Source organism: Woeseia oceani, from assembly GCF_001677435.1.
GTDB classification, from domain to species: Bacteria; Pseudomonadota; Gammaproteobacteria; order Steroidobacterales; family Woeseiaceae; genus Woeseia; species Woeseia oceani.
The window spans coordinates 3,545,233-3,571,836 of record NZ_CP016268.1; the positions used below are offsets into that span (position 1 = coordinate 3,545,233).

At 58.1% G+C, this 26,604-nt stretch carries 20 protein-coding genes; 8 read left to right on the plus strand and 12 right to left on the minus strand.

The features are described from left to right. The first annotated feature begins 468 nt into the window (after nucleotides 1–468). On the plus strand, nucleotides 469–1,719 hold the full coding sequence (locus tag BA177_RS16045; RefSeq protein ID WP_068617865.1) for a M24 family metallopeptidase: 1,251 nt from the start codon (nucleotides 469–471) through the stop codon (nucleotides 1,717–1,719). A 26-nt stretch (nucleotides 1,720–1,745) separates the two neighbouring features. Here the strand turns inward: BA177_RS16045 and BA177_RS16050 are convergent, their stop codons facing one another. Next, on the minus strand, nucleotides 1,746–2,615 hold the full coding sequence (locus BA177_RS16050; protein WP_231892532.1) for a DUF2167 domain-containing protein: 870 nt from the start codon (nucleotides 2,613–2,615) through the stop codon (nucleotides 1,746–1,748). A gap of 481 nt (nucleotides 2,616–3,096) precedes the next feature. On the opposite strand from BA177_RS16050, the gene BA177_RS16060 reads away from it, so the two are divergent. Together BA177_RS16060 and BA177_RS16065 are read left to right on the plus strand one after the other, a co-directional pair. Continuing rightward, nucleotides 3,097–4,605 (plus strand): serine hydrolase, encoded by a 1,509-nt coding sequence (locus BA177_RS16060; protein WP_068617871.1) that lies wholly within the window; start codon nucleotides 3,097–3,099, stop codon nucleotides 4,603–4,605. A gap of 102 nt (nucleotides 4,606–4,707) precedes the next feature. Beyond that, nucleotides 4,708–4,971, plus strand: a complete 264-nt coding sequence (locus tag BA177_RS16065) for a DksA/TraR family C4-type zinc finger protein (RefSeq protein ID WP_068619536.1) — start codon at nucleotides 4,708–4,710, stop codon at nucleotides 4,969–4,971. Between the two features lie 30 nt (nucleotides 4,972–5,001). Here the strand turns inward: BA177_RS16065 and dbpA are convergent, their stop codons facing one another. After that, nucleotides 5,002–6,387: an ATP-dependent RNA helicase DbpA gene (dbpA, locus tag BA177_RS16070; RefSeq protein WP_068617873.1), complete on the minus strand. Its 1,386-nt coding sequence runs from the start codon at nucleotides 6,385–6,387 to the stop codon at nucleotides 5,002–5,004. Nucleotides 6,388–6,619: 232 nt separating this feature from the next. Here dbpA and BA177_RS16075 point away from each other — a divergent pair, with 232 nt between their 5' ends. Beyond that, a complete protein-coding gene (locus BA177_RS16075; protein ID WP_197493166.1) occupies nucleotides 6,620–8,404 on the plus strand; it encodes a DUF3592 domain-containing protein in 1,785 nt (594 codons plus the stop codon). A gap of 8 nt (nucleotides 8,405–8,412) precedes the next feature. Here the strand turns inward: BA177_RS16075 and BA177_RS16080 are convergent, their stop codons facing one another. The 3 genes from BA177_RS16080 to BA177_RS16090 are packed head-to-tail and all read right to left on the minus strand — an operon-like array spanning nucleotide 8,413 to nucleotide 11,402. After that, the gene (locus tag BA177_RS16080) at nucleotides 8,413–9,447 is read right to left on the minus strand and encodes a cytochrome d ubiquinol oxidase subunit II (protein ID WP_068617877.1); all 1,035 of its coding nucleotides are present in this window, start codon (nucleotides 9,445–9,447) and stop codon (nucleotides 8,413–8,415) included. Next, nucleotides 9,440–10,828 carry a cytochrome ubiquinol oxidase subunit I gene (locus BA177_RS16085; protein ID WP_197493167.1) on the minus strand — a complete coding sequence of 463 codons (1,389 nt, stop codon included), beginning with the start codon at nucleotides 10,826–10,828 and terminating at the stop codon, nucleotides 9,440–9,442. Before BA177_RS16085 ends, BA177_RS16080 begins: the two co-directional genes overlap by 8 nt. 22 nt (nucleotides 10,829–10,850) lie before the next feature. Then, nucleotides 10,851–11,402: a GbsR/MarR family transcriptional regulator gene (locus BA177_RS16090; protein ID WP_068617880.1), complete on the minus strand. Its 552-nt coding sequence runs from the start codon at nucleotides 11,400–11,402 to the stop codon at nucleotides 10,851–10,853. Nucleotides 11,403–11,612: 210 nt separating this feature from the next. On the opposite strand from BA177_RS16090, the gene BA177_RS16095 reads away from it, so the two are divergent. Further along, on the plus strand, nucleotides 11,613–13,166 hold the full coding sequence (locus BA177_RS16095) for an N-acyl-D-amino-acid deacylase family protein (RefSeq protein ID WP_197493168.1): 1,554 nt from the start codon (nucleotides 11,613–11,615) through the stop codon (nucleotides 13,164–13,166). A 77-nt stretch (nucleotides 13,167–13,243) separates the two neighbouring features. Here the strand turns inward: BA177_RS16095 and BA177_RS16100 are convergent, their stop codons facing one another. Beyond that, nucleotides 13,244–15,622, minus strand: coding sequence for a TonB-dependent receptor (locus BA177_RS16100; RefSeq protein ID WP_068617881.1), 2,379 nt, complete (start codon nucleotides 15,620–15,622; stop codon nucleotides 13,244–13,246). Between the two features lie 296 nt (nucleotides 15,623–15,918). On the opposite strand from BA177_RS16100, the gene BA177_RS16105 reads away from it, so the two are divergent. Beyond that, nucleotides 15,919–17,925: a tetratricopeptide repeat-containing sulfotransferase family protein gene (locus BA177_RS16105; RefSeq protein WP_068617884.1), complete on the plus strand. Its 2,007-nt coding sequence runs from the start codon at nucleotides 15,919–15,921 to the stop codon at nucleotides 17,923–17,925. Nucleotides 17,926–17,932: 7 nt separating this feature from the next. Here BA177_RS16105 and BA177_RS16110 read toward each other — a convergent pair whose 3' ends face one another. The 3 genes from BA177_RS16110 to BA177_RS16120 all read right to left on the minus strand — a co-directional run bounded on the left by BA177_RS16110 (nucleotide 17,933) and on the right by BA177_RS16120 (nucleotide 20,841). Continuing rightward, nucleotides 17,933–18,859 (minus strand): serine hydrolase, encoded by a 927-nt coding sequence (locus BA177_RS16110; protein WP_068617887.1) that lies wholly within the window; start codon nucleotides 18,857–18,859, stop codon nucleotides 17,933–17,935. 75 nt (nucleotides 18,860–18,934) lie between these two features. After that, entirely contained in the window at nucleotides 18,935–19,816 is an 882-nt protein-coding gene (locus BA177_RS16115) for a dienelactone hydrolase family protein (RefSeq protein ID WP_068617889.1), read from the minus strand. A gap of 32 nt (nucleotides 19,817–19,848) precedes the next feature. Next, entirely contained in the window at nucleotides 19,849–20,841 is a 993-nt protein-coding gene (locus BA177_RS16120; RefSeq protein ID WP_156762865.1) for an OmpA family protein, read from the minus strand. Between the two features lie 298 nt (nucleotides 20,842–21,139). Here BA177_RS16120 and BA177_RS16130 point away from each other — a divergent pair, with 298 nt between their 5' ends. Beyond that, nucleotides 21,140–22,105: a hypothetical protein gene (locus tag BA177_RS16130; protein WP_156762866.1), complete on the plus strand. Its 966-nt coding sequence runs from the start codon at nucleotides 21,140–21,142 to the stop codon at nucleotides 22,103–22,105. A 333-nt stretch (nucleotides 22,106–22,438) separates the two neighbouring features. Here the strand turns inward: BA177_RS16130 and BA177_RS16135 are convergent, their stop codons facing one another. Then, nucleotides 22,439–22,873, minus strand: coding sequence for a hypothetical protein (locus tag BA177_RS16135; protein ID WP_068617899.1), 435 nt, complete (start codon nucleotides 22,871–22,873; stop codon nucleotides 22,439–22,441). A gap of 211 nt (nucleotides 22,874–23,084) precedes the next feature. Continuing rightward, nucleotides 23,085–23,963 carry an aldo/keto reductase gene (locus BA177_RS16140; protein WP_197493169.1) on the minus strand — a complete coding sequence of 293 codons (879 nt, stop codon included), beginning with the start codon at nucleotides 23,961–23,963 and terminating at the stop codon, nucleotides 23,085–23,087. A gap of 412 nt (nucleotides 23,964–24,375) precedes the next feature. Here BA177_RS16140 and BA177_RS16145 point away from each other — a divergent pair, with 412 nt between their 5' ends. Beyond that, nucleotides 24,376–24,945, plus strand: a complete 570-nt coding sequence (locus tag BA177_RS16145; protein WP_068617903.1) for a PEP-CTERM sorting domain-containing protein — start codon at nucleotides 24,376–24,378, stop codon at nucleotides 24,943–24,945. A 297-nt stretch (nucleotides 24,946–25,242) separates the two neighbouring features. On the opposite strand, the gene BA177_RS16150 is transcribed toward BA177_RS16145, so the two are convergent. After that, nucleotides 25,243–26,550 carry a response regulator gene (locus tag BA177_RS16150; RefSeq protein WP_068617906.1) on the minus strand — a complete coding sequence of 436 codons (1,308 nt, stop codon included), beginning with the start codon at nucleotides 26,548–26,550 and terminating at the stop codon, nucleotides 25,243–25,245. Between the last annotated feature and the right edge of the window lie 54 nt (nucleotides 26,551–26,604).

Below are 26,604 nucleotides of genomic sequence, written 5' to 3' on the forward strand. Positions count from 1 at the left end.
CCCCGATGGGAAAATGCGGCCAGGCTGGCCGCTGTAACCGGTAAAAATTTTGGCGATTTTGCACCGCAAACTTTGTAGCTCCTACAAAAATATTCGTCTGCTTGAGCACCTCCGAAAGCGCCCGGACCGGGCCAATTGTTGCTAACGAGCAACAATTTTAACTTATTGATTAAATGAGCTTTTTTTCCTCTTTCTGACAGCAGGCAGGAGCTACTTGAGACATAATCGGGGCGGCCCTCGGCTGGCACCCGGAATCGCCCCCGCCGAGGTAGTTAGCAGGCCGCCCAATTTGCGCATCTAAGCATTCTTCCGGCCACTTTTCGCTGACCCAGAAACCAGCGTCGAAGGCGGTTGCAGGCCGGAACAGCGCCGCTGTTTTGGCCTGCCGATGGCAATCCTGCACCTGTGATGTGCAGAGACCCGTTGCTATATTGAACCGTCGAGCGATGGACCAACGCGGGGCAGGCAATGAACAAACGGCAGTTTCTGAAAATGGCAGCGGCGGGCAGCCTTGGTGCAACACTGCCGATGTCCGCCGCCACCGCCGCGGCAGATGAAACTTTGCCGAACATCACCGGCCATGCACTGGCTATCACCAGCAGCGAACGCCAGGCGCGAGTCGCCAAAGCACAACGTCTGATGCGAGCAGCAGGCATTGATGCCTTGTTACTCGAAGCCGGATCTGCGCTGATCTACTTCACCGGTATTCACTGGTGGCGCTCCGAACGCTTCACCGGTGCAATCATTCCGGCCGACGGCGAAATCGCGGTTGTAACGCCCTACTTTGAGGAACCATCGATACGCGAAAATCTGAGCTTTGGCGACGATGTACGGACCTGGCATGAACACGAGGACCCGTTCGCACTGGTTGCGGGAATCCTGCGTGATCGCGGCCTGCGCCGCGGCAAGATCGCCATCGAGGAGACGGTGCGTTACTTCATCGCGCACGGCGTGCAACAGGCCGCAGCGGACTTTTCGGTCGTGTCCGGAGCCTCAATTACCCGCGGCTGCCGCATGTTCAAATCACCTGCCGAAATCGCGCTGATGCAGCTGGCGAACGACGTGACGCTGGCTGCGTACCGTCACGTGCACCGCAATATCGAGGCGGGTATGACAGCGCAACAAGTGTCATTGATGATGTCTGACGCAACCCGTGCTCTCGGCGGCTCACCGCAGTTCTCCAGTGTGCTGCTGAACGAGGCCAGTGCTTACCCGCACGGCACCAATCAGCCACAGACCGTTAACGAGGGCGGAATCGTGCTGATGGATTGCGGCTGCTCTGTGCACGACTACGAGTCCGATATCTCCCGCACTTTTGTATACGGCGAGCCGACGGCCAAACAACGCAAGGTGTGGAACACCGTCAAACAGGGCCAGCAACTCGCGCTGGAAACCGCCAGAATCGGCACACCGGCGGGCAAGGTCGATGATGTCGTGCGTGACTACTACGAAAAACAAGGCTATGGACCGGGCTACAAGACCCCCGGTCTGTCGCACCGACTTGGGCACGGTATTGGCATCGACGGTCACGAACCGGTGAATTTTGTCCACGGCGAAGCAACACCGCTGGCCCCCGGTATGTGTTTTTCGAACGAACCCGGCATCTACCTGTTCGGTGAGTTCGGTGTGCGCCTGGAAGACTGCCTGTACATGAGCGATGCCGGACCAACGCTGTTTACAGCATTGTCACCGTCCATAGATCAGCCCTTCGGTGACTGAACCGAATTGCTCGATACACACATTACCTAGGACTGCGGACCGGACTTGTCGCTACTGAACAAGCGCATGAACCGGCGCCACATCAGCGCAATAGCCAGCAGTATGTAGACACCGAATTTCTTAAGGAATTCGAGCATGCCGGCGAACACGCCCGCCTTGACAATGAGCTTCCCGGTGATCAGCGCACCAATGCCATAGACCGCCTGTTTGTCCACGCCAGGATCAAAATCCGTGTAGCGATGACCCGCGTTGAATTCGGTCATGGCGAGAACCGCGTCCCGACTGGCATTGACCTCTTCGAGCTGCCCGGTTGCGGCGACGAAGGTAAAACTCAGTATTCCGAGTCGGCCGAGCGCGCGGATCTCGTAGTTCAGCGTGGTCTCATCGGTACCGCCGAATCGCAGCTCCTTCGCCCAGTACAGCTTTTTGGCCGATGCATCGTAGTGCGGCGCCTCAGCCCAACCCAATAATTCGACGGGGGAATAGCCATCAGCCACACGCGCGTCACTCGCCTCCTGCATATCCGCCTGCATGTCGCGCAACAACGCAGTGAAGTCAATTTCGGCCGCGTCATCATCCGACACATGACCATCTTCAATATAGGCAATCGTTACCGCCCAGCTTTCGTAGTCGAGCGGTGAGTAGCGGGCGGGCAACAACAGGCCGAGGACAACCTGACCGGGCGGGTTTCCCCACACATCGACCAGCACTGTCTTTGCATCCGCGGCATCCAGAAAATAGAAGTCATCAGGCACTCGCAAAGTGGCAAGGCCATCTGCCAGCACGATCGTGCCCGTCCTTGGTTGCAGCGCGTCGACCGTGCGCTGCAATGCTTCGTACGCCTGCACCTCTTCCGCGCTGTACTCGTCGGCCTCCTGCGCCACGCCAACCAACACAGGAAGCAACAATAAAGCACTTAGGGTCGTGACCAATCTGGACAAAGCGGGCTCTCAAACATGCGGGTTCTTGAAAACGAAGTATTGCACAGAACCGGTCCTGCGGATTTCGTCGCAAAGCGACCGTTGTTACCAACCGTGCAAAGCGCCGCTGGCCCGAAGTCACATCAGGCAACCGGCGCAGCAGGCCATCTTCTCGCCGCACGCGGCACAGGCAGCCGGCACGGGTACAGCTGAACTCGCGAACAGCGATGTACAGCGACATGAACGCAAGCGTCAGTCGAACCCGAACGACACTGACAAGTTCATCCGTGCCGCCCCTTGTTCGTGACACGGTGACACCATCAGGCAGCCAGGCAGCGGGCTCACCGAGACAGCGACTGTCGATCGCCTGTAAAGTACACGCTTGCGCCGCTGCCGCGGATTACGCGGGCGCCCTGCACGATCACCGCTTACAGGCTTAAATCAGAAGGAGCGATAAATGTCCCGCACTGCACTGTTGATTGGCACCGCGTTGGTCGGCCTGCTTCTCTCGACGGCTCAAGCCGTGGCCCGCGACGTCGATGTCGAGCGCTTCACAGCGATCGTCGAAGAAGGTAAAGAACTCTGGCAGGTACCGGGACTTGCCGTCGCACTGATTGAAGACGGCAACGTGGTTTTTCAACGCGGCTTCGGCATGACGGCCGACGATGGCAGTGCCGTCGACGAGCACACCTTGTTCAGCAATGCTTCAACGACCAAAGCCATGGTCAGTGCCGGTGTCTTGATGCTGGTCGACGAAGGCAAACTCACGCTCGACGATCCGGTCATCGATTACCTGCCGGAACTGCATTTCCACAGAGATGCACAGCCCCAGCAGGTCACTGTTCGCGACTTGCTCGCCCACCGGACCGGCCTGCCCAGCACGGACTTCTGGACGTTCCGCCAGTTGATGCCGCTGGAAGAACAGGTACGCAAGATGCGCCTGGTCGCGCCCGCCGCTGCGCCCCGCACCCGCCTGATCTACCAGAACACCATGTACGAGCTGGCCGGAATGATCATCCAGCGACTGACCGGGCAACGCTGGGACCAGTTCCTGCGGCAACGACTGTGGTCGCCGCTCGGCATGGACGAAACGTACGGCACGCGAGGCCAGATTCCTGAAGGGAAGGCACTGGTCACGCCACACGATATCGTTGACGGCAAAGTGCAGGCCATCCCGTACGACCTGCCACCGAACCTCGAAGACGCCGCCGGTTCTGCGTGGTCGTCGGTGCATGACATGAGCATCTGGGCGCAGTTCTTGCTGAACGGCGGCATCGCCTCGAACGGCGAACGGATACTCTCCGAAGAAAGCATCGCCGCGATGTTCGAACCCGCGCAACTGGTCTCGGCCGATGACTATTACCCGAGCGCAGAACTCACCAAACCCAACTGGCGCAGCTACGCGCTGGGCTGGTATCAGCAGGATTTTCAGGGCAGGAAAATCGATTACCACACCGGCACCCTTGACGGACTCGTGGCCATTATTGGCCTGGACCGGGCCGAGCAACGCGCGGTGATCGTGCTGCAGAACATGGGTGGATCGGAACTGCGCCATGCCCTGCTATGGGAAGCAATGGACAAGCGCGAAGTAACCGCCCGCACCGATTGGCTGCAAGGGGTATTCGACATTTACGCGGCACGCGATGCCAAACGGGCAGAACGCTGGGCCGGGCTGGAAAAATCGCGGCTCAAGCGTACCCGCACCAGCGTCGACATGGACGACTACCTCGGCACCTACAGCAACGCGGTACTGGGCGAGGTCCGGTTGATGCGCCGCGGCCGCGACCTGATCCTGAAGACCGGCATGTACGAGTACGATGTTTCGCACTGGCACCTGGACACGTTTCTCGTGAACTACGTGGCCTGGTCCAGCGGCACGTTTGCCGACTTCGGCATCGACCCGCACGGTAAAGTTGCCACCATGGAAGTCTTTGGCCAGACTTTTGAGAAGCTGGCAGAGCAGTAACGCGCCGGAGACGTGACTTGAAACCGCGCGTTATTGGCATATATCGGTAAGATTGGCCGTTCAGGCGGTGGCAAAGCCCTGATATTGATTGAGGAGAAAGGCATGGCCGGTGGCTGGGCCCGTGACGGGGCCGTACAAGACCAGATTGATGCGAGCGTCGAAGACGCCGTCAAACGCGCGCGCGACAATCTGCCGAAAGGTGAATCGCGCAAACAGTGTGAAGAGTGCGATGCCGATATTCCAGAAGCACGGCGCGTCGCCGTACCCGGCGTGCGCCTCTGCATTGCCTGTCAGTCCGAACGCGACCAGCAGCAGAAAGCCGGCGGCTTCAACCGCCGCGGCAGCAAGGACAGCCAGCTCCGCTAAACCTGGCCACACGGAGAAACGGCGCTTGCGTCAGGGGTGGCCGCGCAGCTGCCGAACCCGGAACGACTTCCCTTTCAGTTTGCCCAGCATTAACTTCTTCACGGCTTGTGCCGCCACCGAGCGGCGCACCGCGACGAACGAGCGCATGTCGAATATCGAAATTTTGCCAACCTGATCGCCAGCGATGCCGTTGTCGCCCGTCAGTGCACCGAGGATATCGCCCGGTCGGATCTTTTGTTTTTTCCCGCCGTCGATCTGCAACGACTCCATCGCCGGTTGTCCAGGGGACCGCTTGAGCACGCTGTCGTCAGGCAAGGGGCGCACGGCGACCGTCGTGCCCGTGTATTCCTGCAACGCCGCCACCTTGTGCGCCTCACTCGCACTGAACAGCGTGCAGGCGACGCCGCTGCCTCCCGCACGCCCGGTGCGACCAATGCGGTGCAAATGAATTTCACTCTCGTGCGCAATCCGGTAATTGATAACAACGTCCAGTGCATCAATGTCGAGGCCGCGCGCCGCAACGTCCGTCGCCACCAGCACGGACACACTTTTGTGAGCAAACCGTACCAGCGTGGAATCGCGATCCCGTTGTTCGAGGTCGCCGTGAATAGCCAGCACGCTGAAACCCGCCTGCCGCAACGCGCCGGCGACATCGCGAGTCTCAACCTTGGTATTGCAGAACACCAAAGTTGATTCAGCCTGATTCTCCAGCAGCAACAGGCGCAGAGCACGCAGCCGTTGCTCGTCGTCCTGCACTTCGAAGAACTGCTGGCGAATCGTCGCGTTGCCGTGCGTCTCTTCAACCTTGATATGCACAGGCGTCGTCAGGACCCGACCTGCTATCGACTGAATCTCATCCGGATAGGTCGCACTGAACAGCAGTGTTTGCCGTTTCGCCGGGGTTTGCCCAACGATGTAATCCAGCGAGTCCTGAAACCCCATGTCCAGCATGCGATCGGCCTCGTCAAGCACCAGTGTCGTGAGCTCGGCAAGCTCGAGCGTGGACTTGCGCAGATGGTCTTCAATACGCCCGGGCGTGCCGACGACAATATGCGCACCACTGTCGATGGAGGCCGCCTGAATTCGAAACGGTTTGCCGCCGCACACGGTCAGAATCTTGATATTTGGAATACCGCGCGCGAGCCGGCGCAATTCCACGGCGACCTGGTCAGCCAGCTCGCGGGTCGGGCACAGCACCAGCGCTTGTGTGCGGAAGTTGCTGCTGTCGAGTGTATTGAGCAAACCGAGACCGAAAGCCGCGGTTTTTCCCGAGCCCGTCTTCGCCTGGCCAATGACGTCCTGCCCTGCCAGGATCGGTGGCAGGCTCCGGGACTGGATCGGGGTCATTTGCAGATAGCCAAGCCCGGCCAGGTTGTCGAGCAGTGCCGGTTTGAGGTCGAGCGCGGAAAAAGTCATGAGGATCGGCACTGAGGATGGCTGGGGCGGCGTCCGAGTATAGGGACTATGCGCAACGGCTGACAGGGAATTACTGATTAATGGCGTACGCCCCCGGCCCGTTGTGCCGTCTACCGTCCAGAACAGCGCCTGACTGCGACGGCGAACAGGGACGGTCCTGAGCGACAGCCGTCACAGCAAGCGGCAACGGGCATTGCTAGAGTTCATGCATATCGTTGCCGCGGACTGTTTCATGAAAGGAAAGATTGGACTGTCGTTGTTCGGATTGCCGTTCTTTGCGGTCGGACTGTGGATGTCTTGGAGTATCAGCGCCGCGTTCCTGGATTACTGGCAAATGCAGGACTGGCAGAGCGCTGACGCGCAATTGCACACGGCCGGCTATCGCACACATCAGGGCGATGACTCCCGTTCGTACGAGGCCTACGCAACTTATTCCTACACGATTAATGGCCAGAGCTATAACGGCTCGCGGGTCGCAATCAGTGGCGGCGCCGACAACATCGGCGACTACCAGACGGATACTGGCAACCGACTTGCCACCACGCTCGCACAAGGCGCGCCCATAACCGTGTACGTCAACCCGGGGAATCACAGCGAGGCCATTATTGATCGGGAGCTTCGCTGGGGCTTGCTGGGATTCAAGTCGATATTCCTGTTCGTGTTTGGCGGCGTTGGCCTGGGGCTTCTTATTTACGCAAGGCGGTCACGATCGTCCGCTGACACGGATGCACTGGCCGAGTCCGGCACACCGTGGCTGCAGAACAACGCCTGGCAAACCGCAGAAATCCGCTCCGGCTCGAAAGCCACGATGTGGGTGGCTGTCGGCTTCGCCCTGTTCTGGAACCTGATTTCAGCGCCGCTGCCGTTCCTGGTGTACGACGAGATCCTGAACAACGGCAACCCTGCCGCCTGGTTGGGCATCCTGTTTCCGCTCATCGGCATCGGCCTGTTGGTCTTCGCCGGCAAACGGGTGGCCGAATGGCGCCGGTTCGGTGCTGCGCCGCTGGTACTCGACCCGTTCCCGGGCTCCATCGGTGGTCACGTCGGTGGCACCATCGACCTGAAGCTGCCGTTCAATCCCGACACGACGTTTGAGCTGACGCTCACCTGCATCGAAAGTTACATAAGTGGCAGCGGCAAGAATCGCAGCCGTCGCGAGAAAGCCGAATGGCAGGACTCAGCACTGGCGCACAGCGAACCCGGGGGACGTGGCACCCGGGTGGTATTTCGATTTGATGTTCCGGCTGATCTCGACCCGGCCGATGCCAGACGCAATAACGATCGCTATCGCTTGTGGCGCATCAACATCAATGCCGAACTGCCCGGTGCGGATTTTGACCGCGACTACGACATCCCCGTCTACCCGACGGCGACGCGGTCTCGCCACTTGCCTGCCATGGCCATTCAAAGTACCCAGTCTCTGAAGGCAAGCCGCGCCGAGCAGCGCATACGTGAACTGTTCAGATTTGATCAGTACGCTGCCGGCAAGCGACTCTACTTCCCCATGGGCCAGAAGCTCGCGGGTCCGCTGGGCGGCATTTTTTTCGGCGCGATCTTCATTGCCAGCGGCTGGTTTCTTGCTTACCGCGGCGACAGCCCGCTGTTCGGACTCGTGTTTGGTCTCGTCGGCGGTTTGATCGCACTCGCTGCGATCTACCTGCTGTTCCGATCACTGGAAGTCATTCAGGATGGCTCGGCGCTGGTCAGTGTGCGGCGCGTATGCGGCATTCCTGTGTCCCGCCGGCGACTGGAAAAGCACAGCATCGACCGCTTGCACAAGCATTCATCGATGCAGTCACAATCCGGCGGCAAACACGTTGTCTACTATTCCGTGTACGCACTCGATTACGCTGGCGAAAAGCTGCTGCTGGGCGAAGGTTTCAAGGGCCAGAGCGAAGCGACAGCGGCCATGGATTTCATCAGCCGTGAGTTTCAGTTACCGGCAAAACACCGGGCAACAGCTGACACCAACAGCCCGTCGACCGATGACAGCAATCTGTTGACCGACAACTACTGATTGTCCGCTTACTCGTATTCCAGCGCCTGCGCTTTGCCGCTAAACACGCGGTAGGAAAATACCGAGTAGGCGATGATGACTGGCAACACGATCGCGGTTCCAACGAACATGAACATCAGTGATGCCGGCGCGCTGGCCGCTTCCCAGATCGTCAAACGATCCAGCACGAGGTAGGGAAACAAGCTGTACGCGAGGCCGTGAAATGCCAGCAGGAAGATGCCTACCGTGGTCACGAACGGCACCCATTCACCGTACTGATTGTTGTCGGCCAGACGTACCGGGAGCCGCCTCAATGTCCGATGCAGGATAAAGAACAGTGCTGCGGTCATCGCGGGGATAGGCCATAGCACCAGCATGTTTTCGATGCCAAACCACTTCTCGTACACACGCTCGCTGACCAGTGGCGTTGTAATGGATACGGCGGCCACACCAACAGCCAGCAACAACAATGCACGTTGCCCCCAACGCACGGCTTTCAACTGCAGCTCGTCGATCGTCTTTATGATGAGCCAGGTTGCACCGAGCAGGGTGTAGCCAGACGCGAGGCAGAGACCGATCAGAACAGGGAACAAATAACTCCAGGCGCCGTGATCGAAACCGGTCACTACGCGGCCGAGCATGTAGCCTTGTGCTAAAGAGGTGATGAGCGAACCCGCAAAAAAGGCTTTGTTCCAGGTGTCTTTGTGATCGGCATGCGCTTTGACCCGGAAGTCAAAGGCAACACCGCGCAAGGTAATACCGAGCAGCATCAGCGCTACTGGCAAATACAGTTCGCCGAGAATAATGCCGTGGGCGCGCGGAAAGGCGACCAGCAGGATACCGATACCGAGGACCAGCCAGGTTTCGTTGGCATCCCAGAATGGGCCGATGGACGCGATCATGCGGTCCTTCTGTTCTTCAGACGCGAACGGAATCAGCAGTCCGACCCCCAAATCAAAGCCGTCGAGGATGACGTAAGCCAGGATCGACAAACCCATCACCAGCATGAAGGCCAGTGGCAACCAGCCGGCGGGCTGGCTGAGGTCAGGAATCAATTCATGCATGATCGGCCTCCGGCGAGGTTGACTCGTGGGTCAGCGGCGACGTGCCGTAGGCACGGGGTGCTGACTTCTTGGTTGTACCGAGCCCTGCCTGACGCGCAAGGTAGAAGACGACCGAGACATAGGCGTAAATCAGCACCGCATACATGACGAGGTAAGCGATCAGCGTGGCACCGATGCTCGTGGCTGGCACACTCGTGACAGCATCCTCGGTCCGCAAAATTCCGGCGACGAGGAAGGGCTGCCGGCCGATCTCCGTCGTGTACCAGCCGCTTAACACCGCTAGCCAGCCGGAGAAGGTCATCCAGATGAGTCCGCGGGTCAGCGCCGGTCCGGGCTCGCCACGCCTGAACATCGCGAACGTGCCCAGCCACGACATCAGCAGCATGAGCAAACCCGTGGCAACCATGATCCGAAACGCCCAGAACACCGGACCGACGGGCGGATGTGCATCGGGGAACGCATCAATGCCCTGTACCTCGCCGTCAAGATCGTGAGTCAGGATCAGGGAGGCGAGTTTCGGCACGGTGACCGCCAGCTTGTTGCTTTGCGTAGTCGCATCAGGAATCGCGAACAGTACGAGCGGTGCGCCTTTCCGGGTTTCCCACAAGCCTTCCATTGCCGCCACCTTGGCCGGCTGATGCTCCAGCGTGTTCAGTCCGTGCAAATCGCCGATAACGATCTGCATCGGGGCCAGGACTGCAGCGAGGTACAAACCGGTGCGCAGCGCGGCTTTGACAGCCGGCGTGCGGTCACCGCGTCGCCAGCGATAGGCCGACAAACCTGCCAACAGGAAGCTGGCGGTCAGGAATGAGGCCGTGACGGTGTGCAGAAGGCGGTAGCCAAACGAAGGATTGAAAATTGCTTCCCACCAACTCGTCACGTGTGCGGCGCCATCGATCATCTCGAAGCCGGCCGGTGTTTGCATCCACGAGTTCAGGGCCAGTATCCAGAATGCCGACACGCTGGTACCGATTGCGACCAGCGCGGTGGCGATGGTATGGACCCGGTTACTGACCCGCTTGAAGCCAAACAGCATGATGCCGAGAAAGGTCGCTTCGAGAAAAAACGCGGTGAGCACTTCGTAGGCGAGTAACGGGCCCGCAATATTGCCAACCGTTTCCATGTAGCCCGGCCAGTTGGTACCGAACTGGAAACTCATCGTAATGCCGCTGACCACACCGAGCGCGAAACTCAAGGCAAACACTTTCACCCACAGGCGGTAGGCATTGATCCATTGACTGTCACCACTACGGTCGTACTGGATTTTGAAAAACAGCAAGACCCAGGCGAGCGCGATGGTGATCATGGGAAACAGGATATGGAAACTGATATTTACCGCGAACTGGATGCGCGACAACAACAGCGGATCAAATGTACTCACGTTCTGCCCTCCCTGGCACGAATCAGGATGCGGCGGAGGCCGCCGGTTTAGCACGCACGCCGACCAGCTTCTTGACGCCACCGCCCAGTTTCATCAGTTTTACAACCGTTGCACGGTCTAGATCGCTCAACTCGTTCATCCAGCCGGTCACCAGCTCCATCAGGTCCAGCATGTCTTGCATGCGATGCCTTGCGTACTCATCGCTCGGTTTGACCGTCGATTCCATCAGCGCATCGCGCAGCATGCTCATCGTCGGGTCGATTTCCCGTTTGCGACGCTCCTCAACCAGCGTCTGCAGTATTTGCCAGATATCTTCCGGAGCGGAAAAGTATTCGCGCCGGTCGCCCGGCAAGTGCCGCAAGCGCACGAGGCGCCAGGATTGCAGCTCCTTCAGGCCCATGCTGACGTTGGAACGCGACATGCCGAGTGCGCCCGTGATGTCGTCCGCGTTCAACGGGGATTCGCTCACGTACAACAGGGCGTAGATCTGGCCGACCGTTCGGTTGATGCCCCAGCGACTGCCCATTTCGCCAAAATGCAGGATGAAAGCTTGCTGGTAGCGGGTCGGGGTCATCTCATTTCCTGCAATTTCAAGAATTCCTGAAATTATAAGAATAAGCTGACTCCGTGTCACCCCCACCCCGGTAAATGGTGCGGTGCCCTGGCGGCACCAGGACACAAATACCAAGCCCGACAGGCGAGTATCAACGCCGCTGCCGGGGTAGTATCGCTTACCGGTGGCTGGCAGGAATTGCTTGCTGTTCAAACCATGGCGGGAGCACAAATGACTTACCGAATGACGATCAGGGCGACGTTGGCGGCATGGCTACTGGCCAGCATGCTGACCGCCTGCGGGGAATCCGGGGAAGCACTGACGGAGGCATCGACAGACTCGCTGTTGATACACAATGCATCCATTGTCGATGGCAGCGGCAAAGCCGCATACACCGCGGACCTCAGAATCAGCGGTGAGCGCATCCTCGCCGTGGGCACCCTCGACCGCCTGCCGGGCGAAACCGTGCTGGATGCCGGCGGACTGGTACTGGCGCCGGGTTTCATCGATACCCACAGCCACGCCGACAGCGACATCTTCGAACACCCGGACGCGCTGGCCGCCATCAGTCAGGGCATAACGACCGTGGTCGTCGGCCAGGACGGCGGCTCGCCCTATCCGCTGGCGGACTTCGTGGCGCGACTGGAAGCCACCGGCACCAGCCTGAATTTTGCGAGTTACATCGGGCACAACACCGTCCGCGAAGAAATCATGGGTGACGATTTCCGGCGCGTGGCCACTGCAGACGAGATAGCAGCGATGCGCGACTTGCTGCTTGAGGAATACGCGAACGGCGCGATCGGACTGGCGACAGGCCTGGAATACGACCCCGGCATTTACTCTGACAGCAACGAAGTGCTGGCGCTTGCGCAGGCCGTTGCTGATGCCGGTGGTCGCTATATCAGCCACATGCGCAGCGAAGACCGCTGGCTGCATGAAGCCGTGGACGAAATCATCAGCATCGGCCGCGAGACCGGCATGCCGGTGCAAATCTCGCATTTCAAACTGGCGATGAAAAGCTTGTGGGGCAGCGCGCCTGAGGTATTGGCGAAGTTGAATGCGGCGCGCGCGGAAGGCATCGATATCACCGCGGACATTTACCCCTACGAGTTCTGGCAATCAAACATGATGGTGCTGTTGCCCGAACGCGACCCGACCGATCGCGAAGCAGTGGGTTTTGCACTCGCCGAGCTGGCACCGCCGGATGGCATCTGGCTGACAGACTTTCAGCCGCAACCGGAATACGTCGGCAAGACGCTGACCGAGATTGCCGCGATTCGCGAGACGGATGCCGTATCAACCTATTCGCAGCTCGTGCAGGAATCACAGGCGATGTCAGAGCAAACCGGCCGTGGCGCAGACTCCATCATCGGCACCAGCATGACGGATTCCGATATCGGACAGCTGCTGTCCTGGGAACACACCAACATCTGCACCGACGGCGGCCTCGTTGATCTGCACCCGCGCGCAACCGGCTCGTTTCCGCGCATTCTGGCGCGCTACGTTCGTGAACAAAAACTGCTGAGCATTGAAACCGCTATACGCAAGATGAGCGGTCTTGCCGCCGACCACATGGGCATGCGGGAACGCGGCTATATCCGTCCCGGCATGGTGGCGGACCTGGTGCTGTTCAATGCCGACACCGTCACGGATCGGGCAACGCCAGCGGAACCTGATGCGCTTTCCGAGGGCATCGTTGCGGTCTGGGTTGCCGGCGAGCAAGTGTATGCAGACGGACAGGCACTGGCTGCCCGCCCTGGTCGTTTCCTGAAGTACGCGCCGTAACGTTCCCCCCGGCCGCAAAGCGAAAAAAAGGGCCACCTGCTCGCGCGGGTGGCCCTTCGGTTTTCTACTTAGACCAGTTAGTCGAAGCGTTTGCCGAAGCGTATCCCGAACGACCTTGGCCGGTTGGTGTACGTCCGGGAATCAAGCGCCCCGCCGTAGCTCGGTATCGAGATGTCGATCTGCGCACGTTCGTCTGTCACGTTGTTCAGGAACAGATCAACGTTCCAGTCTTCGCCCTGAATACCGGCGGACAGATTAACCAGCGTGTAAGCCGCCTGTTTCACCCGCAATGCCGTTTCCAGATCGTTCCAGCTTGAGCCGGTGTACGATGCCGCTGCCTGCAAATAGCCTGGGAAACCCAGCATGTCCACATCGTAGCGGGCGATGGATGTCATCTGCACTTTCGGCACGTACGGCATTTCCTGACCGGTTGGTGCTCGCGGCGGCAGCCCGTCGTCGCGGTCTTCGCTGGTCTGCCAGTACGGCTCTTCCAGCTCGGCCTTGTTGAAGGAACCCGCGAACGACAAATTGAGCCGGTCCGTCGCCAGCCATGTCAGGTCAAACTCCGTACCGTAGGTACGTGCCTGGCCAACGTTGCCGATGATGGTCAGGTTGGAGATCGAGAAGTCCAGGAACGCGTACTGGAAGTTCTCCCAGTCCAGCATGTAGGCCGCACCGTTGAACCGTACCCGGCCGTCAAGCAGGGTCGTTTTCCAGCCGATCTCGTGGTTGTAGACCCAGTCGGGCGCGTACTTTGGAATGCCCGGCACGCGCGCCCGGTTGACGCCGCCAGAGCGGAAGCCTTCCGAGTACGTTGCGTACAACATGGCATCGTCATTCAGACGGTAGTCCAGCGTGATCTTGTAGCTCTCGCCGTCACCCTTTGTCGAATCATCAAGAATTCGCGTGTCGAAACACGGGTACTGCACGGTGCCGTTGACCCGGTCTTCCGTGAAGTTGCCGTTGGAATCGTAGGTGCCGGTGCAATGGCCGATAAAGCCATTGAAGCCGTACAAGCGGTTGTCGTATTTGAAATGCCGGATGCCCGCGGTGACGCTCAACTGGTCCGTGAAGTCGTAGCCAAACTGACCGAAGTACGCTTCATCCCGGTCGGTGCGGACCTGATAGGTTTGCCACACAGTGTTGCCGCCTTCGATAACCGAGTTGGCAGAATTCATATCCGGAACAATCCACTGCAGATCGAAGTTATGCACCTGCTTCTGCGAGAAGGCACCGACGATCCAGTGAAAATCGCTGTCGCCCGTGGACTGCAGGCGTATTTCGTGACTCAGACGGGAAAAGGTCTCGTCGCCGTGAATGTACTGTGACGGATCGGCACAACCGCCCATTGCATCATAGTGGTAGCAGTCGTAACCCCAACCGGCGTAGAGATCTTCCAGGTATTCCGCATAGCCGGTGTAGTCGGAGGTGCTGTCCACGTTGCGATCCAGGTGTGATACCGCGTAGACAAGGTTCAGGCTGTCGGTCAGCTCGCCTTCAATGGTCAGTGCTGATTGCAACCAGTCTTCGTCCTGCCCGTCTTCGAAAAACCGCACGGCATTGAGATCACCAAAGTCTTCCGGGTCATGCGCCCAGACACCGTTGGACTCCTGCTCCTGGTACATCAACCCTGGGGTGACCGTCCAGCGGTCATTGAGATCGATTTTCAGCAGCGCACGACCACCGGTCGTGATGACGTTGTTGAAGTCGTCTTCCACCAGGTCCGCGTTATCAACCGAGATACCGCTGGCCGCGTAGGTGATGGCGCCCGGGATATTGTCGATGTAGCCGCCCTGCGATTCACGCCAGCCGACCAGACGCAATGCCGCACGGTCGGAAATCGGCACGTTCACCATGCCCTCGAGGGTGTAGCCCAGATCGCCGTTCTTGACGGTATCCACGCCGATGTCGTAGCTGCCCTGGAATTCTTCCATGACCGGTTCGTTGCTGATGATGCGCAGTGTGCCGGCCTGGCTGCCCTGACCAAACAAGGTGCCTTGCGGGCCCGCCAGGGTTTCGATACGTGCGATGTCGTAGATATGCACGTCAAGGATCTGACCGATGGTCGTGACCGGTTGCTCGTCCAGATAAACGCCGACACTCGGCATGGAACCGGAATGCACGCCGTCACCGCCGCTGGATATGCCGCGCATGTACAGAATGCCGTAGCCGGGACCCGCTGAGGTGTAGGAGACCGACGGCAGAAATTCGATGTAGTCCTCGAAGCCGTTGACGTTAAGTTGCTCGAGTTGGGTATTGCCCAGCACTTGCACAGATACCGGCACGTCCTGCAGGTTTTCTGTGCGTTTCTGTGCGGTGACGACGATTTCTTCAAGCGCTCTGCCTTGTTGAGACTCCTGCGCCACGGCCGGCGTTGCCACCGCCGCCATCAACGCCGAACCGGTCAGAGCTGCCGAGATCGCAAGCGCTAGCGGCTTCTTTCGATATTCCTGCATGGTCTTTCCCCCAATCAAATGATTGTCATTCAGTATTCGTCAGCTACAGGTAATGTGCCTTTAGTATTGCTCTGTTTCCGGCAGGCCACTATTACGACTGCAGCGTTGTGATTTCGCAACCGTGACCATCATAATAGCAACGACGCTCTGCAGGAAACTTATTGTCGGCCAATAGTATGTACCTATCCGTACATCGTTTCCGGCTATGACGTGTTACTTGAGTATTCGTTGCCAAAAACACACAAAAAGTTCCCTGCGTTACGATCACCCTATGAAATATCGCCCGGAAGCCGCCCATGCCCAGTGCCACACCCAACCCAGTGAATGACCTGCCCGCCGCCCTGCGCCTTGCCGTCGACACGTTGCAACGCAACCCGCAGGAGGCACTGGTACAAGCGGAACAGATAGCGTCTGCACACCCGGGTTCGGTGGCCGCATTAAAAATTAAGGGAGTCTCCCTGCGCTTGCTGGGTGAGCCGTTGAAAGCGCTGGAGGTCATCGAGCCGATCTGCGCACAAGAGCAGGAGTCGGCGGATCTCCTGCACGAACTGGGCTTGTGCCTCGGCGCGGCCGGACGTGGCGACGAAGCGATTGCCGTGCTGCAGCGCGCTGTCACGCTGGACGAAACGCATGCCGGTGCCTGGCGCACGCTCGGTGATCAATTCAGCGCCGCCAACAACAAGAGTGCGGCGGAAAGCGCTTACGAGCGGCACCTGGCATTGTCCAGTCGCCACCCCGAACTGGTCGAAGCCGCACGCTTTCTGCGCGCGGGTAATATCCCCAAGGCAGAACAGCTCACCCGCGATGTACTGAAGAAGGACCCGGTCGATGTCGTCGCTATCCGCATGCTCGCGACCATCGGCATCCGGATTGGGCAGTTCGACGACGCCTGCAAACTACTGGAACGCTGTCTGCAGCTCGCGCCCGGCTTCCACATGGCCCGCCAGAATTATGCGCTGGCGCTGTTTCGTCGCAACGAACTCGACGAAGCGCTTGAGCAGGTCAACAAGCTGCTGATCGCGGAACCGAACAACCCGAATTACCTGATCCTGAAAGGCACGATTCTGGTGCGACGCGGCGATCACGAACCCGCGCTCGAATTGTACGAACGCATACTCAAGGACTACCCGAACCAGTCCGCGGTGCACATGAACTACGGCCACACGCTGAAATCCGTGGGCCGCCTGGACGAAGGCATACGCGCCTACCGGAAGAGCATTGAACTGAGCCCGAGTGCTGGCGAAGCTTACTGGAGTCTGGCAAACCTCAAGACTTTCCGCTTCAGCGATGACGACATTCACGCCATGGAGGCGCAGATTAGTAAGGATGGCGATCCTGTCGAACAAGCACACCTGTCGTTTGCACTCGGCAAGGCCTATGAGGATCGCAAAGAATACGATGCGGCGTTCAATGCCTACCATCGCGGCAATGCCGTGCGCGGTGAGCAACAACGCTTCGATCCCAAGATCAACGTGGTCAACACGGCGCGCCAGATCAGAACCCTGACCCGCGAATTTTTTGCCGAGCGCGAGGGCTGGGGCTCCTTGGCAGCGGACCCGATATTTATCGTCGGCTTGCCACGCGCCGGGTCAACCCTGCTCGAACAAATTCTGGCCAGCCACAGCCAGGTGGAAGGCACAGCGGAATTGCCGGACATCATAGGCATTTCCCGTGTACTGGGGGAGAAGTCCCGCAAGAACCCGGCTTCTTACTACCCGGAAATTCTCGCGAAGCTCGACCGCCAAAAGGTTCAGGAGCTGGGCGATGGCTACATCAGCAGCACGTCCGTGCAACGTCATGGCACGCCGTTTTTCATCGACAAGATGCCGAACAACTTTCAGCACATCGGGCTGATTCATTTGATCCTGCCGAACGCAAAGATCATTGATGCCCGGCGGCACCCGATGGCCGGCTGCTTCTCCTGCTACAAGCAATTGTTCGCGCGCGGCCAGACGTTCACCTATGACCTGACTACGCTGGGCCGCTACTACCGCGATTACGTCAGCCTGATGGATCACTGGGATGCGGTACTACCAGGACGGGTACACCGCGTGCAATACGAGGACATGGTCGCGGACAGCGAGCAGCAGATTCGCAATCTGCTCGACTATTGCGGGCTGCCGTTCGAAGAGCAATGCCTGCAGTTCTACAAGACGGAACGCGTGGTGCGCACGCCGAGCTCAGAGCAGGTCCGGCAACCCATTTACAAAGACGGTCTGGAGCAATGGCGGCACTTTGAACAGCACCTCGAGCCGCTGAAAGCAGCGCTCGGCCCCGTGCTCGAGCGCTACCCCATCGATTGAACCGGGTCTAGTTGCGCACCCGCTCCAGCAACTTGACCGGCACGCGCGTGCCGTAGTCGGTTGCGCCGGCGAGCCGCGAGAAATACCAGTGACTGAGTTCGGTAATTTGCCGGATGCTGTCGTTGATTTCGGCGGTATCACCGTAGTTGCCCATCATCGCCAGTGCGTACGGGCGACCTTCCAGATCCACAACACCCCATGAGGTTGCTACACCGGCAATGGAGCCGGTTTTCTGCAACACACGAATGCCATTGGGCGTGCCTGCCTGAATCGGCCCCGCGTGTCGAATGGCCAGTATGGCCTGCATCTCGGCACAGGCTTCGCCGCTGATCGGCAAATCGCAGCGCAGTATCCGCTGCATCAGTTTCGCGGCCGAGGTCGGGGTGGCGATATTTTCGTTGCCGCGGGCACTTTGCTCCTGGCGGATCATCCGGCGCTGCAAACGAATATCGCCAAAACCGAGATCGGCCATCACGGCGTTGACGTTGTCCATGCCGGTTTGCTCGATCAGGATATTCGTCGCCATGTTGTCGGAGACGGTGATCATCAGAATCGCGAGGTCGTGCAGCGAAAGTGCCGAGTCGCCATCACTGAAATGCGTCAGGTAACCGCTACCGCCAACCCGGTCTGCTTTGCGGATAGGCACTGACCGCGTCAGATCCATTTCGCCGCGTTCCTGGCGCACGTACATGGCCGTGAGAATGGAAATCTTGATCGCGCTGCCCTGCGGGAAGATTTCCGATTCGTTGACGCCGAACACACGGTTCCCGTCGATGTCCACGACGGCAACACCGAGTACACCAGGCAAGTCGTCCGCGATGCGTTCGATTCCTTGTTGAAACTTGTTCGCCAGAATTTCCTGGTGAGCCTCTTGCGCCATACCGGCCGTAGCCATCAAAAGCAAAGCAGTAACCAAACAAACCGAACGAATCATGCGTAACTCCAAAATCAAATGAAAAGTAAAACGAGCTGACCATACGTCAGCCCGTTGCGACGGAATACCAATTAATCAGGCAAGGTGCTTGCGGAAGAAGGCGATTGTGCGTTCCCAGGCGAGGTCGGCAGCCGCTTCGTCGAAGCGCGGCGTTGAGTTGTTGTGGAAACCGTGGCGCGTTCCCGGGTAGGTGTGCATTTCAAACTCAACGCCGTTGGCCTCCAGCGCGGCCGCGTAGTCTTCGCGCATCGCGTTGACGCGCGGGTCTTCTTCCGCGTAGTGAATCAACAACGGAGCGGAAATTTTCGGTACATCGGCAGTGTCGGCTGCGCCACCATAGAACGGCACGCCGGCATCGAGATCGTCACCGAGGATGACCGCCAGCGCGTTGGTCGAGCTGCCGCCCCAGCAAAAGCCGGTTGCACCCAGCTTGCCGGTGGAGAGCTCATGCCGCTTCAGGTAACGCGCACTGTTGACCATGTCCTGCAACAACTTGCCGCGGTCGAGACTGGCTTGCATTGCACGGCCATCGTCGTCATTGCCAGGATAACCACCGATGGGCGCCAAACCGTCAGGCGCCAGCGCGAGGAAGCCGGCAACCGCCGCCCGGCGCGCAACATCTTCTATGTACGGATTCAGGCCGCGATTCTCGTGCATCACCAGCACGGCCGGGAACGGTCCATCACTCGCAGGCTGCACGAGGTAGCCGCGCATCTCCCCGGAACTGCCGCCCGGTGATGCGTAGTTGACGTAACGCGCCTTGATCCGTTCATCCGTGAAAGAAATGGTCGCTGCGTCGGCGTAGTTTGGCAACAGGCTCTCGGCCAGCGTGAGTGCAGACACACCGCCTACGGTAATCTTCGCTGCACGATCGAAGAACTGCCGACGGGTGAGACGACCGTGACAGTAATTGTCATACAACTCGTAGACCTTTGAATCGTTGTCCTGCTTACTCATTTTGTGAATCTCCTGACATCAACGTTTGTTTGTTACTTCAGTCTCTCGACCAATTCCACCCGGCGATTCTTCGCCCGGCCGGCATCGCTGGCGTTCGAATAGGAAGGCACTAACGGTCCGACGCCGTGCGGCTGTAATCGTTCCGAGCCCACGCCGTAATCACGCTGCAAGGTATCAACGACCGCCATTGCACGATCCGACGACAATTTTTGATTGTAGGAAAACGTGCCGACGGAATCCGTGTGGCCAACAACGTAGAACACTTTGTCCGGCTGTGTCGCGAGAAACTCAACAATAGCTTTTAGCGCCTCATCGGACTCCGGCTTAAGCGTGGCTTTGTCATGATCGAAATAGATACCATCAAGCACAACCCGCCCGTACTCGAGAATATCGGCGCCGATAGCTTCCGCATCCACCGCAACCAGCCCGGTCTCCGCCGCTTCGACTTCGATGATGTCGATCAGCGTGCCGACGTAGTTGGAAGAATGCTGTTCAACGTTGACCAGTGCATAGACAATACCTGCGGCGCGCTCCTTACGCGCGACGATCGAACCAGCACCACCCGACGACGAAGTTCCGGAAAACATCGTACCGACCTCACCCGGTTTGTTGGCCGGATTCTGTCGAAACATTACTTCCATCCATTGGTTGCTACCAACATCCCCGCCACGACGATCAGCACTGATGCCCTTCGCAAGAATCTCGAAATCTTCCGCCTCAAGCGAGTCAAGGTAGTTCTTGTAGATTTCTGAATAGGTACGGTCCGTGCCCTGATAACGATAGAAGGTGCGTGTCACCCGCCCTTCCGTATCGATCCAGTCGCCGATAGCGCGGTAGCCGGTCACGGGCCCAACAGGCACTCGGTACGGTAGATAATTTTCGATGTGCTGCCAGCGAATCTCCTGGCCGGGGTAACGTGAGATCAACGGGTGCTCCTGCACACCGTCTATGTCTTCGGCGACTGCAACCTGTGTTATCAGGCCCGCTGCAAGTAGTAGGGCAGCGATGGCGAGGCGTAATTTCATTATTATTTCCTCGTTGGCTTGCGTGGATTGAATCACGAAGACTAGCCAGTTTCGGCGTTGAGGGCCAGCATCGGCCAGCCGCTGAGCCGCGCCGGAACGGCCCGATACTTTCTGCAGGGTCTCTTCGGATTTATGAGATAGCCTTCCTGTATCTGGCTCCAAGCAATCCCAACGATTGGCTCTTTTTTATCTCGCAATGCCGAAACCATAATGAGTTCGCCTTCAATGGCATTTGCCAGTTCAGACCAGTCGCGCAAAGGAGAGGGCTATTATTCAGTTTGCTGTCAGGAATAAAGTAGTGGTGACAATCGCAGCGTTACTCTCAATGGGAACGTCCGTAGCCGAGCCGACGGATCTGGCGGCTGTGTCGACAGCACCAGTCCAGTACGAGCCTGGCCAGGTATACGAAACGGCGGATGGCTGGATCGAATACCATGCTGGCAACCTGCCGATCATCGTCTCGGCGCCGCACGGCGGGCGATTGACACCGTCGTCGATCCCTGACCGAACGGCGGATGCATGCGGGGGCGAAATCGTCACCAGTGTTGATACCAACACCGCGGAACTAGCGCTTGCGCTTAAGGAAAAATTCCACGAGCACAGCGGGAAATACCCGCACGTCATCATCAATCGGTTGAAGCGTACGAAACTGGACGCAAACCGTGACAAGACGCTGGCTTCATGCGGCAATGCCGGGGCGGAGAATGCATGGGAGAGCTTCCTGCGACTGATCGAAGCGGCCAAGGCACAAGCCGTTGCTAACGCCTGGGGCAAAGGGTTCTATATAGACGTCCACGGTATGCGTGGCTCAGAAACGCAACTGGGTTTTCTATTGTCGCGAGCGGATCTACAGGAAAGTAACTCAGCGCTGAACGAGAATCCTGAGTATCGAAACAAGAGTTCAGTCCAAACTTTCGCGGCAGACTCGCCTATCGATTTTGCACAGTTGTTACGAGGCGATAACGCGATTGGCACAAAACTGGTCCACGATGGCTTCCCGACTGTACCGAGCAAACAAAAGGGCTCACCAACACCCGACAAAACCTATTTCGCCGGCGGCTACAACACCGGTCGACACGGTTGCCGCAGCGGCGGCAAAGTCTGTGGCTTACAAGTCGAAACGCCGTACAAAGGTGTTCGCGACAACGACAAAAACCGTATGGCATTCGCAGAATCGCTGGTGCAGGCCGTCGATGTATTCCTCGACCACAACTTTGGGTTCGACATTCGCTCTCCGAAAGAGGGAGATCGTAGTGGATATTAAAACCTGTCCGGCGACTGGCATTTGTGAACCACGGGCTCGGCACAGCTAACCGTCTTGGAAACAAAGGGGTCGAACCGATTTATCGGATCTAGCAAGGCACAGCAGGAATACCTGTAGACGTCCTTACAGCCGACTCTGGCGAGGACAGGCCGGAACGCCGTTGCTCTAGATTCCAGCGGCCACAATCGATTCAAAGCACCTGGCATAGAGATCCACTGCCGGACCAACATTGATGGCTGGCAAGACGGGACTTTTAGCTGATAAATCGGTTCGACCCAGAATTTCCTATCACGCAACGAAAACGAGGCGCCCCACTATTAGCTAACAGCCAGACTATTTGCGACCAAAATTGAGCTTCCTAAAAACCATTAAGGCAAGAAATGAACTGATGGTGTATGCCAGAAAAGACGGCGTTGTCTCGCCAAACCAACCAAAACTAAACAGAATTTCCACGGGAATCATCTCGCCTCTCAAAAGAGAGAAATAGAAGTAAAACGTTGCAGCCATCACACCAAACAATGCAGACAAACGTTTAGTGAAGTAGAGACATACAAGAACAGCAATGAATTCGACTGGAACCTGAAAGTATGCAATCCGAACAAGCGTTGCTATCGATGCGAATTTCGCACCAACGATGACACCCTTGCTCAACCACGCAACCTCAATAAACAGGATTACGCAGAAGAAAAACAACACATCCAGCAAGCAAAGGAACAGGGCGCCCTTCGTCGAAGACAGAATAGCACTCACTACATTGTTTCGCGCCATGATTGCCTCGAAGATTCATTGCCCGCCCAGATTCGATCCGATGATACCAATCCGGGAAGCTCGCGGCGCTGCGTCTATTGCTGACGGATAAAGTGTCAGGTGTGTTTTCTTGATTCGATCGTCCATCAAGGAAAATGGACCTGATACCTTTATCGAAAGTCAGACGGAACACGACAACCCAGCAAGAGACCAGGAGCTGTTTCTTTAGCAGCTACATACCCGTCAACAATTGCCGTATCCGCTGGCGTCCCGCTGTATCCGGCAAGCCGCCTATGCCTGCCGCCGCGTTGTCGGCCATGTGGCGGGCGCGGCTGGTGGCCGCCAGTACACTAGTGACATCAGAATTGCCCAGGATCCATTTGAGCGACAGCTGCGCCCAGCTATCGCAATCGAACTCCGCAGCCCACGCAGGCAGTTCATGTCCGCGTACCATTGAAAAGTAACGGCCGTTGACGAACGCACGGTTGATCATCACCGCAACCCCGTTATCTCTGGCGGCGGGTATAACCCGCTCTTCAGCCTCAGGTTCCAGCGGCGAGTAGTTAACCTGGATAAAATCCAGATCGCGGTTCTTGATGAACGCCTCCATTCGGTCAAAGCCACTGCGTCGCGACGTCGTGATTCCGATGTAGCGGACGCGTCCTTCCTCTTTCCAGTGCTGCAGATTGTCCAGTTGTGTCTCGGCATCAACGAGGCTGTGCACCATCATCAAATCGAGCGGCGCTTTGCCCAGCAGCTCGGTTGATGCCTGCATCGAACGTAAGCCAGCATCCCGGCCCCGGGAGCGAACCTTGGTCGACAAGAACAAGCGCTCCGCCATGTTGTCATCAGCGACCAACGTCCCGAGTACCCGCTCCGCATTGCCGTAGCCGGGAGCGGTGTCAACCAGTGTGCCGCCGTATTCGAGCAACGTGTTGAGAACTTCGCGAAGCTCAACTCCGCCGTCGGCAGGCATGCGCTCAAACTCATCGGAAGTGCCCAGTCCGATAACCGGCAGGTCCTCTGTCGTGCCGGGAATGCGGCGCCGCGCCATGGCCGTATCGGCAGCTGCAAACGGTAGTGTGGACCCCAAGGTTGCCGCCGTAGCCATACTTATAAAGGATCGGCGGGTCAGTGAGTTGTGATTAACCATTTCCTAGCCCCAATTCAGTTCGACTGCCGGAAACTTTATCACGGAGGAAATTTCGTCCAAGCGGTACCCGAAAAGAGGGAAAGTGCCACCACGGAATCAGCGAGACGGCATCAGCTTAGCCCCCAACGGATTTAATCGCTCACCTGGTCAAATAACCCTGGGGCCTCATATTTTCGCCTGATGTGTTTTCTGACCCAGATGTGCCGCCCTCCCCGAGCCGGGAACGGCCTGCTATGTCGATAAAAATTACAAACCTGGCCGGCTCTGATTACCGCAAATTCTTAACTCATTGAATATGGGACCTATTTCTTTGTTGGCTCGGAAATTGCTTCTTATATTGAGTGGGCATTACGCCCCGTAGGAAGCAAAAATGAGAACCAAATTATTTGTCACTTTGTCGGCTTTAGTCATGGCCTTTGCCGGCAGCGTTTCCCAGGCAACCCCGATCACGTGCGGCGACAGCGCGCGAACGGCGACGCTCGACTCGGCCGAGTCCTGTGTAACCAGTGCCGATACTGGAAGCACCCGGAACAACCCGAATGCCTCGGACATTGGGGCGGCTTTCCCGCTCGAGCCTTGGACAGCACTGGGTGACGTTTCGGTTGACATCACGTCTGGCAGTTTTGGCTCAAACAGTGTCGATCTGAACTGGAACCTCGACTCGGATATCTGGAGCGAATGGGGCGAGCTGGTGGTCAGCATTCACGTCGGCCGCGGTCAAAGTAACCTGAGCTGGTTTGCATGGTTGATCACACCGTTCAACACCTCAGGAACGCTGAGCTACGACCGGCTTTCCGGCGGCGGTGGCGGCTTCTCGAACATCAAGCTCTGGGGCCGTGGCGAGCCAACCATGAGCCAGGTTCCCGAACCTGCCTCACTGTTCTTGCTCGGCCTTGGCCTGGCGGGTATGGGAATCGCACGACGCAAAAAAGCTGTCTGAACAGGCAGTAACTCGAAACAGGAAGCCCCGCCTAGTGCGGGGCTTTTTTTTAGTTGATTAAAAAGTCCATCGGGAAAAGGTGTCCGTAAGTCTACGGGCGATCACTGCCCTTCTTAGTTTTGCTACTTTGTCTTTGAGTCGCTATCACGGCTATTAACACAAAGAGTATTAGAAGACCGGCAACTAATAGAACATCAATTATCGATTCCACGACGCTCCTCCACATGCGTGACAACCTCTGCCCACGCCAATGCTGCCCGCACACCTGACAACTTTTTACGCTACGGCAGGAAAGCCTTACTCAGCCACCAACCTGACCGACACACGATTATTCTGTGCCGCCGTGTGATTCCAGTCGCCGGCGGTGATTCCAGCGGTTGTCTCCGGATAGGCCAGGACTGGCAGCGTATTGCCAGGAGACGATAACGCGAAACGAATAGACCCACCGCTGCGTTCTTCGGCCATGACAATGAAATTTGCGAACGCAACTGATTGCCGGAAGCTCGGGCTCAGGGACTCCGCCGGGTCGAAGCCTATCTGATCGCAGTCGGCCGCCGGCACGTTGTCCGGCGCCAGTTCGAGCAGGCCACTGCCATTGTCCATCATGCAGAAATCACCGACATGAACGTCGACCGCAATCTCGCCAACGAAACCCACCGACATCAGGCGGGTCAGCAGTTCGTCAAACAACTCCAGGCGGCGTTGGCCGAGTGGTATCTCGTTCCAGTCGTAACCCGCTGACTGATTGATGCCCCACTCCAGCGCATCAATTGTTGCGGCATTGCTCGTTACGAGCGCTTGTTGATAGCGGGTCAATTGTTGCTCATTGCCACTTGCCGACGGCGCCGTGTCGGTGCCTTGCAATGCAACGCTCATTTCTACGTTGCGTTGCTTAAGCGTACGTAACTGTTGTTCCTGCCAGAATACGATCACAGCAAAAACAACAGACGCTATCAGCAACGCTACAAGCCATGTCGACGACTTTTCAGCGGGCTGGTCGTTGGGCTCGGTAGCGGCTAATTCAATCGGCGGCGCAGGCCGGGATTCATTCGCGAAGCGTGCGGCAAGATCGGTATAAGTATCACGCAACTCGCGTTGCAGTATCACCCGCTGCTGGTCGAACAGGTCTTGCAGCAAGCTACGCAGATCGCCATCCACAGCTGCCGGAATCTCGGCTTCACCCGGCGGCTCGGGTGCAGGCACGCGTTCGCGAACGGGCTGCACCGACGCACCTTCATCGGCGAGGTGCAACGAGGCCAGCACTTTTGACACTTCCACCGGTTTGACCGTCTTTGGCAACACGCCAACCGCACCCAGCGCCCGCGCCTGCCCGACGTACACTTCGCCTTCCTGCGAGGTGTACATCATGATCGGGATCATGGCGGTGTCGGGATTTTTCTTGATGGCCGTGACGGCCTCGAAACCGTCCATGCCTGGCATCAGGTGATCCATGAAGATCACGTCGGGACGATGGTGGTTCAGATAATCGAGTGCGGCTTCGGCAGACTCGGTCGTGTCGACCTGCAGGTCGTAGGTTTCCAGCATGCGTTTCAGGACGACGCGCGCCGACCTGGAGTCGTCCACGATCAGAGCTGTTTTCCTCATCGCACGCCTCTCTCCCAAGCCGTGCCGCAGGCGGCAGCGCGGTCTGAGCCCGGA